The sequence below is a fragment of the Burkholderia sp. PvR073 genome, assembly GCF_054055695.1.
On sequence record NZ_JBSRXO010000021.1, the window covers coordinates 47,269 to 58,058 of the forward strand.

Genomic DNA, 10,790 nt, shown 5'->3' on the forward strand with positions numbered 1-10,790 from the left:
CGCCGCCCCTTACAGGTTTTCCTTGAAGAACGGCACGACCTTCGCCATCGCGATGCCGACGGGTTCCGGCTTGTCGTACAGGTCATAGTGCGACCAGCCTTCGGCCACGACGATCTGCTTGTTCTGCGACGCCGCGCGGCTGTAGATCTCCCAGCCGTCGCGGTACGCGCCAAATCCACCCGGCTTGTCGCCGATGACAACCAGCAACGGCTGGGTCAGCAGCACTTCGGCGTTCAGGAACGCATCCCAGCCCATCGCGGCGCTGCTGAACGACATCAGCTGGCTGGTGGCGCCATTGGGCTGTTGGCCGCGCGCGGTCTTGTAGTAGTCGGTGGCTTCGAGCACATCGATGTCGGTGATGCCCGCCTTCTTGCCCGCTTCGACGGAGTCGGGCAGCAAGTTGGCCACGTGCCGTTCACCGCCTTGGGCTTCTTCGGTACGCATCGCGGCCATGTTCTCGATGAATTCGCGCGGCTTGAAATTGGCGAAGCCTTCGCGGATCAGGCGACCGTAGTTCACGCCCGTGATCGACACCAGCGCCTTGATACGGTGGTCGGTGATACCTGCATGCACGGTGTAGGCCCCCCCGCCGCACACGCCGATCGCACCAATACGGCCGGCATCGACATAGGGCAGCGATTGCAGGTAGTCGACTGCGAAGCGAATGTCCGACACCCGGATCGACGGATCCTCGATGAAGCGAGGGGTACCGCCGCTCGCGCCCTGGAAGCTCGCGTCGTGCACCAGGACGACAAAGCCAGCCTCGGCGAGGCCTTTGGCGTAGATGTTGCCGGCGGTCTGCTCCTTGCAGCTGCCGATCGGGTGCGTGCTGACGATGGCGGGGTACTTCTTGCCTTCGTCGAAACCCGGCGGGAAATAGAGGTCCGCGGCCGCGTCCCAGCCCAGGTTCGGGTAGGTAACGCTCTTGATGTTGCTCGTGCTCATGAATTGCTCCTGTTGGGTGGCGAGTTGAGCGCAGGCGTGCGCTCGTGCAGTTGTTACTTCAACGTCCGCCGGAAGAACGGTGCGAGCACGGATACGGCTTCGTCCACGTACTGCGGCACGTCATACAGCGACATGTGGTTCGCGCCGTCGACAACGTGCATCTGCTTGTCCTTGCTGGCAGCGCGGGCCAGCAGGTCGTCGCTCATCCACTTGCTACCGGCCACGCTGCCGGCCACGGCCAGGATCGGCTGGGTCAGGAAGGCTTCGGCCTTGTTGTAGGCGTCGTAGGTGATGATTTGGGTCAGATTGCGTGCCAGGGTGTAGCCGGGGGCATTGGGGTGTTCGCAGCGCGGCGTGTGGTAGTACTCCCACGCCTCTGCCAACTCGGCATTCGGGGCGTCTTCCTTCTTCATCGGTGCGAGCGGGAGGGTGGCGAGGTCGGCATGGCCGGCATCGTGGGTGCGCGCCTGCGAACCGGCTTCCAGCAGCCCTATTGCGTCGGCATCCTTGACCGTGTTTTCCCAGCCGTTGCGGAACATCTGGCCGATATTGACCGCGCTCACCATGCCCAGTGCCTTGATGCGGCGATCGTTGATGGCCGCGTTGGCGCTGTAGCCTGCACCGGCGCAGATGCCCATGGCGCCGACGTTGTCCTGGTCCACGTAAGGCAGCGTGGTCAGATAGTCGATGACGGCACTAACGTCCTCGGTGCTGACATAGGGGTTTTCCAGCTGACGCGGCTCGCCCGTGCTCTCGCCTTGATACGAGCGGTCGAACGCGATGGTGACGAAGCCGTGTTCCGCGAGCTTCCCGGCGTACAGGCCCGCCGTCTGCTCCTTCACACCGCCGCCCGGGTGGGATACGACGATGGTTGCGTACTTCTTGCTCTGATCAAAGCCGGCGGGAAAGTTGATCACCGCGGCCATGGTAATGCCTTGGCCGTTGAGGTTCTTGAAGTTGACTTTTTGCATGGGGGACTCCTGGGTTGCAGGGGAAGGGGATTTTCCACCGACTACCGGCGCTGTTTGGTCCGCGCTGAACGGGACGCCGTACGACTCGCGAGAGATCATCCTCCAGCGTGTTGATCAGGTTCAAATGGTAGGAACCGAATCGGTGATCGACAAGCGCCGGCCGGCGACTACACATGTAAGCCGGACTTGACAATCAGGCCGCGCCGCTTGTCCCCCCGGAAGGTGATGGTTGCCGGCAGGCCGCCTTCCTATCATCGATCCCGTTGCTTACTCGACGAGGACACCATGACATCAACGAGCGTGACGAGCCACGCGCTGACCCTGGAACGCGAAGCGGTGGAGGGCACTTGCCCCGCCTGCGAATCGACGGCGCTCGCGCGCTATCCCGTGCATTCGGAAGGCGGCTGGTTCGACGTCGTCAAGTGCCAGGCATGCCTGCATTCCATCGCGCGCAAACCCGCGTCCCGGCTCGGCCCGGTGCTGCGCCTGTTGTCGGACACCCTGTAAGAGAGAACCACGAGATGATCGCTATCGACGTAGGCGGGACCTTTACCGACGTAGTCTCACTGCGGGACGGCCGTATCGAGACCGTGAAGATCTCGACGGACTATGACGACGTCACGAAACCAATTCTGGCCGGCGCGCGGGAATTGAACGTCGCCGGTGCAAAAGCCTTCAACCATGCCAGCACGCACGGCCTGAATGCCGTGATCACGCGCCGGCTGCCCAAGATCGGTTTTCTGACCACGGAAGGCCATCGCGACATTCTCGACATGGGGCGCGTCTGGCGTCCAGCATCGGCGATCCTCGATCCGCGGTGGCGTCGCAGCTTCGGCGACGCGACGCGCCCGCTGGTGCCGCGCTATCTGCGCCGCGGCATCCGCGAGCGGATGCTCGCCGACGGCTCGGTGCTGTTCCCGCTCGACGAAGCGCAGGCGCGCCAGGAACTGGAGGTTCTCAAGCGCTGCGGCGTGACGGGCGTATCGATCTGTCTGCTCAATTCGTATCTGAATCCTGCCCATGAGTTGCGCCTCAAGGCACTCGTGCAGGAGGTGCTGGGCGACGTCGAGTGCTCGATCTCGAGCGAGGTTTCGCCGCTCGCACGTGAATATCCGCGTGCGTCGACGACCGTGATCGATACCTTCATGAAGATCATCTACTCGGACTACACCGAGCGGCTCGAGAATGGCTTGAAGGCGGCCGGCTTCAGCGGCGAGCTCAACTTCGCAGACTGCGCGGCGACGCTCGTGCCGGTGCGGCGCGCGATGGAGCAGCCGTACCGCATCGTGTTCTCCGGCCCCTCGGCCGGTGCGATCGGCAGCGCTCATTTCGGCGCGATGATCGGTGAGCCGAACCTGCTGTGCGCCGATGTCGGCGGCACCTCGCTCGACATCAGCGTGGTCACGGGCGGCGCACCGTTCGTCAACACCTCGTTCGAACTCGAGCACGACATGGTCGTCAACTCGCTCGCGATCGACGTGACGGCGATCGGGGCCGGCGGCGGCAGCATCGTTGCGGTCGGGCCGGCCGGCGAGATCCAGGTTGGACCGGCCAGCGCCGGCTCGACACCCGGGCCGGCCTGCTACGGCCGCGGCGGCACGCAGCCAACCACCACCGATACCTTCCTGATGATCGGCGTGATCGACGAGCTCGGCTTCGCGAACGGCGCGATCAAGCTCGACCGCGCGCTGTCGCGCCAAGCGTTCGACACGCTCGATACGAATTTCCCGCTGGCCCGGCGCGTGCGCTACGCGTACGAGATTGCGATTCACAACATCGCCGAAGGGCTGCTCAATGTGGCGATCAAGAACGGCATCGATCCGCGCGACTACAGCCTGATGGCATACGGCGCGGCTGGGCCGATGCTGTTGCCGGGCGTGCTCGATTCGCTCAAGTGCAAGCAAGTGATCGTGCCGCCGAATCCCGGCCTGTTCTCGGCGCTCGGGCTGCTGTCGGCCGACCAGGTGTTCACCGCCAGCCGCAGTCTCTATGCGGTTCTTGCGGCCGATCTTGCGCCTCAGGTCGACGCACTCTACGCGAGCATGGAAGCGCAACTGCGTGAAGGTATCGACGCCGACGCCAAAGTCACATTCGAGCGCAGCTTCGACGCGCGCCTGGCAGGCCAGAGCTGGGAGACGCCCTTCGTGCCGGCGCCGAACGGCACGATCGATACAGCCGCGATCGAGACCATGATCGCCGCGTTTCACCAGAGCTACGAACTGCGCTCGGGCAACCGTTTCGAGGCCTTTCCGGTGCAGGGCGTGACGTTCCGCGTGCGCGCCGTGCTCGAGACGCCAAAGGTCGTCTATCCGGAGCTACCGATGCGCGATGACGCGCCGCTCCAGCCAACCGGACGCGTGACGCTGCGCTACCTCGGCGATCTGTCCGACGCGAGCGGTGAGGGGCGCCAGGATGCGGCCGTCTACCGGCGCGACGCGCTGCGTCGCGGCGACGTGATCCACGGCCCGGCCGTTGTCAACGAAGGGCTGTCGACGACGCACATCGGCGCGCGCCAATACGCGACGGTGGGCCGTTTTGGCGAAATGCTGATTCGCAACGAGGAATGACCGCATCATGAATCTGATGACCGATATTGCTGCCGCTCCGCGTGTTGTCGACGCTTGCGTGCGCATCCGCGAGCTGTCCGACGCGCAGTTCTTCGAGCGTTACGCGTGCGAACGCTTCACGGCGTCCGTACTGATCAACCGGCTGCGCTACGCGGTCGAACACATGTCGACCGGCTTCATGCGCGAAGCATTCTCGCCGATTATCCGCGACTGGTACGACTTTGCGTGCACCATCAGCGGGCCGCCAGAAATGGACTATCCGATGCCCGTTGTCAGCAACAGCCTGATCGTATTCCTCGGCACGATGGGCGACGCCGTGCGCAACGCGGTGCAGGAATACGGGCCGGACAACCTCGAACCCGGCGATATCCTGATCTGCAACGACCCGTACCGTGTCGGCACGCATGTCAACGACGTCTGCTTCATCCGTCCGGTGTTTGTCGACGGCCGGCTCGTGTCGTTCGTCAACATGCGTGCGCACCAGCTCGATATCGGTGGCGTTGTGCCGGGTGGTTTCTCGGCGACCAAGCGCAACGTCTACGAGAACGGCCTGGTGATCCCGCCGATGCTGCTGTGGTCGAAGGGCAAGCCGGTGCGCTCGACGTTCAGCCTGATCTTCGACAACTCGCGCTTCGGCGGCCTGCTGCTGCCGGACTTCTACAGCATCGCCCATCAACTGGAGCTAGGCGAACGCCTTGTCCGAGAAAACATCGCCCGCTACGGCCTCGACGCCTATCTCGGCAGCCTGACCTACGCGTGTGACGTGTCGGCCGAACGCATGCGCAGCGCCATCGAGCGAATTCCCGACGGCGATTACCATGGCACCGCGCTGATCGATGCCGATGGCGTCGATGACAGCCTCGACTATCGCGTCAGCATCACCCTGCGCAAGCGCGGATACCGGATCGAAGCGGACCTGTCGGGCAGTTCGGCACAGGCGCGCTCGTCGATCAATTGCGGCATCCTCGACACCAAGACCGCACTCGGCGTCGCGCTGACGCTGCTGCTCGATCCCGAGGCGCCGTTCACCTCCGGCACCTGGCGCGACATCGATCTGGCCGCGCCGGCCGGCACGCTGCTGACCTCGCTGCCGCCCGACGGCGCGATCATGATGTTCTGGGAGAGCAGCGGGGCGCTGGTCGCGGCGATCCTCAAGGCGCTCAACCCGGTGCTCGGCGAGAACGCGGTGGCGGGCGACTACGGCTCGACCAGCACACACAACGCGTATGGCGTGACTGGCGCCGGCACGCCGTGGGCCAACGTCTGCCAGTGCGGCGGCGAGCACGGCCCGTGGGGGGCCACCAAGGAAGCCGACGGCGACAGCTACACCGTGCTGCTGACGCTCAACAACCTCGACCCGGCAACCGAGTCGATCGAGGCCGATTCACCGGTCGTGCTGCTGCGCAAGGAACATGCGATCGACGGTGGTGGCGCGGGCACGCACCGTGGCGGCGCCGCACACCTGAAGGACACGCTGTGGCTGACGGCTGCCAGTCACCACAGCTCGCCGTTTCGCACGCGTGAGCCGAGCGGCGTCGGTGCGAACGGCGGCGACGCGGGGCCATGCGGCGGCGTCTGGTTCTTTCCGCCCGCGGCTACCCTCGATGGCCGCCCGAACACGCTGCTCGGCACCGGCCCGGAGGTCTACGCATCCAGCACGCCGGTTGCGGGCGTACTGGATCCGCAGAGCAAGGTGCTCGATCCGCACAATGGGCGCTACCACTACTACGCGAGCCAGCCGGTCTGGCAGACCGAACCGGGCGCGATATCGCGCTATATTACGAACGGCGGCGGCGGCTGGGGCGATGCGTTCGGCCGCGATCCGGCCAGGGTACTGGCCGACGTGCGCGATGAGTACGTCAGTATCGCAGGCGCGGCGCGCGACTATGGCGTGATCGTGGTGGGGGATCCGCATCGCGACCCGGAAGGGCTGCGAATCGACGAGGCCGGAACGCGGCGCTTGCGCGCCGCGCGCTGACAGGGTTCGTACCCGCGACGTTCGTGCCGAAGCAACCCGGCCCGGGTGCCGTCAATCCGGCGATCGGACTGTTCAACGGCAGTGCCGGGTTTGAACCCGGCCTGCGGTTGTCCGCGCAGGGCTCGAATCCTGTGTCCTACAGGAAAGTACCAGCTATGAAGCCTCTGTCTGAATACCTAACATTTGATCGGTTACAGTTCCGGTCCGCGCCCGTCGTCAGGCCGGATCGAAACCTCGATGGATCAATGCTGCGGGGCAGACGGAGGCGAGCTTGTCCGGTACTGCAATCGAATCGAATCATTCGCTGGACAACCTGATCGGTGCGATCGGGAGCGCAGCGTTTGCCGAGCGGATCGGTGCCACCTTGCGCGAGCTGTGTGGCGCCGAGCTCGCGTTCATTTTTCGACTGGCCGATTCGATCCCCGTCGAGTTCGCGTCGATCGGATGCGACGGTTCCAATCGCGTCGAGCATGTACGCGATACCTATCTCGGCGGCAAGTGGTGGCAGTTCGACGACGAGATCAACGAACTTGGCACGAGCGACGGTGACGCATGTCGGCTGTTCAAGACCGACTTCAAGCTGTCGGCGTCGCCGCGTTTGCGTCAGGCGCTTTACGGAGAGCTCAACATCCGTGAAAGGGTGCTGATGTGCAGCCGCATCGACGGCGCTCCGCTCGTGCTCGGCATCACGCGTTCGGAGCAAAATGGCCCGTTCGCAACGCGTCATATGGATGCGCTGGCCGAACGTGCGGCAACGCTTTTGTCGATCGTCGCCCGGCATTGCGACCTCGCGATGCGCGCGCGCCGCCTGCCGAACCTGTTGACCGATCTGGTCGAGATCGAACGGCAGATCGCGTTGTCCGGCGAACGCATGACCGCTCGGGAATCCGAGGTCTGCGCGCGCTATCTATACGGTTTATCGACGTCGGGAATCGCCGCCGATCTCGGCATCGGCACCGAGACCGTCGTCACGTATCGAAAGCGGCTTTATGAACGGCTGGCGATCGGCAGCCATCGTGAACTGCTGCTCTGGTACCTTGATCTCTGCAGCCAATTGCACTGAGGGTCGACAAGGTTGTCTGCCGCTCGCATTACGCGGTAGGCCGTCGATTCGGATGCTTGTCCGGCTAACCGACTCCGACACATCGCGCCGACAGCCGGCGTGACGCGTCCGCCGCAAACCCTCCGGACGATGTTGCTCTGGAGGGCTCGTGGCGGCGCGGCGTGTCGAAATGTCGATCAACGCGAACGCGACATATCAGAACTTATGCCGAATTGCCACGCGAATCGCGACCTGATGATTGGACGTCGACGGCGTCAACTGGTTGATGGAGGCGACCGCAACCCGACCGGTCGAATCGGTGCCGCTGGCGCGCTGATACGTGCTGACGAAGTAGAGATCCGTCCGTTTCGACAGGAAGTAGTCGGCGCCAACCGATGCCTGGTTATAGTGAGCGCCGTTCTGGCCATCAGCGCCGCTGTTCTTCGTATAGACATACGCAGCGCCGACGAGAAATGCCGGCGAGATCTGGTACTTCACGTTGAACTCGGCATTGTTGAATTTCGCGGTGCCTCCGATGCCACCGGCCGGCACCGGGCCGGTCGACGTGTCACCGAGGCCGCGGAACTGCGTATTCGAATAGGTTGCGCCCAAGGTCAACGCGCCGATCGAGTACGCGGCGCCCGTGCCGATGATCTGCAACGTGTGCGCCGACGCATAACCCGAAATCACGGGTGATGCACCGAAGTTCGAGCCGGGAACTTCGTTGACGGTTGCCGCGACGGTTCCGCCTGAGCCATAGAAGGACGTGTTCGGATTTCTCACGTTGAGATAGCCGGCGCCTGCGGAGAACGGGCCGTTCGTGTAGCTGGCCGCGGCCGACCATATCTGGTTGCGTCCCGTACGCCCAGGCACGCCACCGAGCGAGTAGAGCGCGGTGACGATCATCCCGCGAAATACCGGGCTGGTGTACTTGATCGCGTTGTTGACGCGGTTGGTGTTGTTGTAGTTGTCGTTGTCGGACGGGTGGGACGCCATGTATCCGCCCCATTGATTGCCCGCTTCGAACACGCCGACAGTATCGGCGATGGAGTCGTATTGCCGCCCGAGGGTAACGGTGCCGTAGCGGCTGGAAAGGCCGACAAAGGCTTGCCGGCCGAATTCGAGGCCGCCTTGTCCGAGCTTGCCGGTATTGACGTCAAAACCGTTTTCCAATACCGCGATGACGCCGTAGCCGTCGCCGAGATCTTCCCGCACGCGCAATCCCCAGCGGCTGCCGTTCAGCACGCCGCTCGCAAGCGCGTAGAGATGGTCGCCGTGCGCATTGCTGACGTAATTGACACCTTCGTCGAGAAGGCCGTACAGCAGCACGCTGCTTTGCGCATTTGCTGCACCACTGACACATCCCATCGCTGCGCAAAGCGCAATCGTCTTTCTCATTGAACGTCTCCAAAGTTTCTTCTGAATCCATGTTTTTTGACGCAGCGAGTCGCGGACGGAATTTTTATAAGTACTGCATATCAATCAAGATGGTTTTAAGATCATATGAAACGATCTTCTTGATCGACGCAGCCGAATCCAGACCGTCCCGGGATCGCAACGTCCAGTGATTAGATTCGGGGCGGACGTTAGCGGTCAACCGGTCGCGTCGCTAGATTCCGTGCATTGGAAATGATGCTGCGGCGGGCCCGGCAATCAGCGTGGAGACCCTTAAGGGTAAAGCCGCATGAGGCCGACGAGATTGACAAAATTTCCGGTGGGAAGCCTGTCTGGCGCGTGTGTGTCGGTGCAATCGTTGTTGGCCCTGTAATGTCATTTTTGTGGGCCTGAAGCGCTTGAACAAAATGCTGGATTTTGCTCCGGATGAGTATCTTTCCGGCTCACTGGACCCGCTTACGTTTCCGGGAAGCGTCGACGCGTTCGATGTCATCGGTATCGACGTTGGCCTTTGCAATACGCATAGCCTGATCGAATTGCGTGCCGGTCGCGACGTGACGATGATCCACGCTGATCAGCCATCCGCGACCACTGTGGCACCAACGTATCCGTCGTTCGTCCAGCAACGCGGCAAACCATCGCCAAAGAGCGGCATCTTCCGCGTTGGCGTTGTCGCGCGCTGCCGCGCGCGCCAATCTCATGTTAGGTGCATGGCCTTCGGTTCGCCGCTTTTGCACGGTGTCAGACCTGCAATCGGCCGCGCCGAGCTTGATGTTCGCGTCGACGACGCGCTCGACTGGGAGCAATACCTTCATTCCGCGTCTCCTTTCCATTCGACAATCCACTGCCAACCACAAGACAAAACTGATGGCACTCGGGTGGAACCCACAGTGTCGGCTCGACTGTCATGGCGTCAAGACTGCTTGCCCGACGATTCCGTACTTCGGAAGTCGCGTGAAGCAAGCGGAACGCGTTGTGCTAGCTGGATTGCGCAAGACAAGCGAAAACGCAAAACGAGACAGATCCGATGTACGGAACAATGCCCTCGCGTGCATTGACGCGTTCGGCGACAGCACACACGATGGGCATCGAGGCCAATCAAGTCTTGCGATAGCATCGGTCGCGTTCGATGCTGTCACGATGTGCCTGCCGATGCAGGCGGCCGGCATAATCGCCACGCCGCTCCGTGAGCCAAACATGGAAAGGGAAAATCATGTCCGAAAGCAGGCAGGACGCGTCCGTCTCCGTGACGTATTCGAGTCTCGCGTTCGACTGCCAGGTGAATGATGTGTTGCGCATCATCGGGGAGGCCGAGATGCGAGAAGGCATGAAGTCGTTCCACGGGAGGCGCGCGCCTGAATTTCCTGTCGGCCCGGCGGTGTTGCCCGCACGGCGGACATGATCGACATGGCACATGTGATTCGGGGTTGCGCGAACGATGGCCGTGCGCACGGCAGTTGCCTGGATCTTTCCGTGTTCATCCGTCCCGGCGATACCGTGATGTGGGGTCAGTCGCACGCCGAACCCGTGACGCTGATGCGCACGTTGGTCGCTCAGCGCGATCGTCTGAAGCGGATTCGTATCTTTCTCGGTATCGGTCTCGCAGACGTGCTGCTCCCCGAACACGCCGACGCGTTCGACTTCCTCGCATACTGCGGAAGCGGATCGAATCGCACGCTTGCGCGTGCCGGGGTGCTCGACATTCTGCCAGTGCATTATTCGCAGCTTCCGGGGCTGATCCGCGATGGCCGATTGCGGATCGATGTCGTGATGCTGCAGGTGTCGCCACCCGACGAACACATACACCAGCAGCGTACACGCCGGCGCACGCTCCTCGAACCATCGATGGTCGCTGCCGTCGATCTGGATCAGTTCGCCCAGGCATGCCCGGC

Annotated in this window: 8 protein-coding genes and 1 pseudogene; 4 read left to right on the forward strand and 5 right to left on the reverse strand. The window is 63.0% G+C overall.

What is annotated here, in order from left to right; all coding sequences use genetic code 11:
* Positions 1-9: 9 nt before the first annotated feature.
* Both ACVK00_RS33405 and ACVK00_RS33410 read right to left on the reverse strand, forming a co-directional pair.
* Positions 10-945: an alpha/beta hydrolase gene (locus tag ACVK00_RS33405; protein ID WP_284901521.1), complete on the reverse strand. Its 936-nt coding sequence runs from the start codon at positions 943-945 to the stop codon at positions 10-12.
* Positions 946-998: 53 nt separating this feature from the next.
* Positions 999-1,916, reverse strand: coding sequence for an alpha/beta hydrolase (locus tag ACVK00_RS33410; RefSeq protein ID WP_284901520.1), 918 nt, complete (start codon positions 1,914-1,916; stop codon positions 999-1,001).
* 285 nt (positions 1,917-2,201) lie between these two features.
* Between ACVK00_RS33410 and ACVK00_RS33415 the strand changes: the two genes are divergently transcribed.
* The 4 genes from ACVK00_RS33415 to ACVK00_RS33430 all read left to right on the forward strand — a co-directional run bounded on the left by ACVK00_RS33415 (position 2,202) and on the right by ACVK00_RS33430 (position 7,524).
* Positions 2,202-2,423 carry a hypothetical protein gene (locus ACVK00_RS33415; RefSeq protein WP_284901518.1) on the forward strand — a complete coding sequence of 74 codons (222 nt, stop codon included), beginning with the start codon at positions 2,202-2,204 and terminating at the stop codon, positions 2,421-2,423.
* Positions 2,424-2,437: 14 nt separating this feature from the next.
* Complete coding sequence (locus tag ACVK00_RS33420; protein ID WP_284901516.1) at positions 2,438-4,483, forward strand: hydantoinase/oxoprolinase family protein; 2,046 nt, start codon at positions 2,438-2,440, stop codon at positions 4,481-4,483.
* Positions 4,484-4,490: 7 nt separating this feature from the next.
* Entirely contained in the window at positions 4,491-6,461 is a 1,971-nt protein-coding gene (locus ACVK00_RS33425; RefSeq protein ID WP_284901514.1) for a hydantoinase B/oxoprolinase family protein, read from the forward strand.
* Between the two features lie 271 nt (positions 6,462-6,732).
* On the forward strand, positions 6,733-7,524 hold the full coding sequence (locus ACVK00_RS33430; protein ID WP_284901513.1) for a helix-turn-helix transcriptional regulator: 792 nt from the start codon (positions 6,733-6,735) through the stop codon (positions 7,522-7,524).
* Positions 7,525-7,719: 195 nt separating this feature from the next.
* Here ACVK00_RS33430 and ACVK00_RS33435 read toward each other — a convergent pair whose 3' ends face one another.
* The 3 genes and pseudogenes from ACVK00_RS33435 to ACVK00_RS33445 all read right to left on the reverse strand — a co-directional run.
* On the reverse strand, positions 7,720-8,901 hold the full coding sequence (locus ACVK00_RS33435) for a porin (RefSeq protein WP_284901511.1): 1,182 nt from the start codon (positions 8,899-8,901) through the stop codon (positions 7,720-7,722).
* A 440-nt stretch (positions 8,902-9,341) separates the two neighbouring features.
* On the reverse strand, positions 9,342-9,713 hold the full coding sequence (locus ACVK00_RS33440; protein WP_284901509.1) for a hypothetical protein: 372 nt from the start codon (positions 9,711-9,713) through the stop codon (positions 9,342-9,344).
* Positions 9,714-9,996: 283 nt separating this feature from the next.
* Positions 9,997-10,790 (reverse strand): annotated as a pseudogene (locus ACVK00_RS33445) (hypothetical protein); the annotation flags it as partial.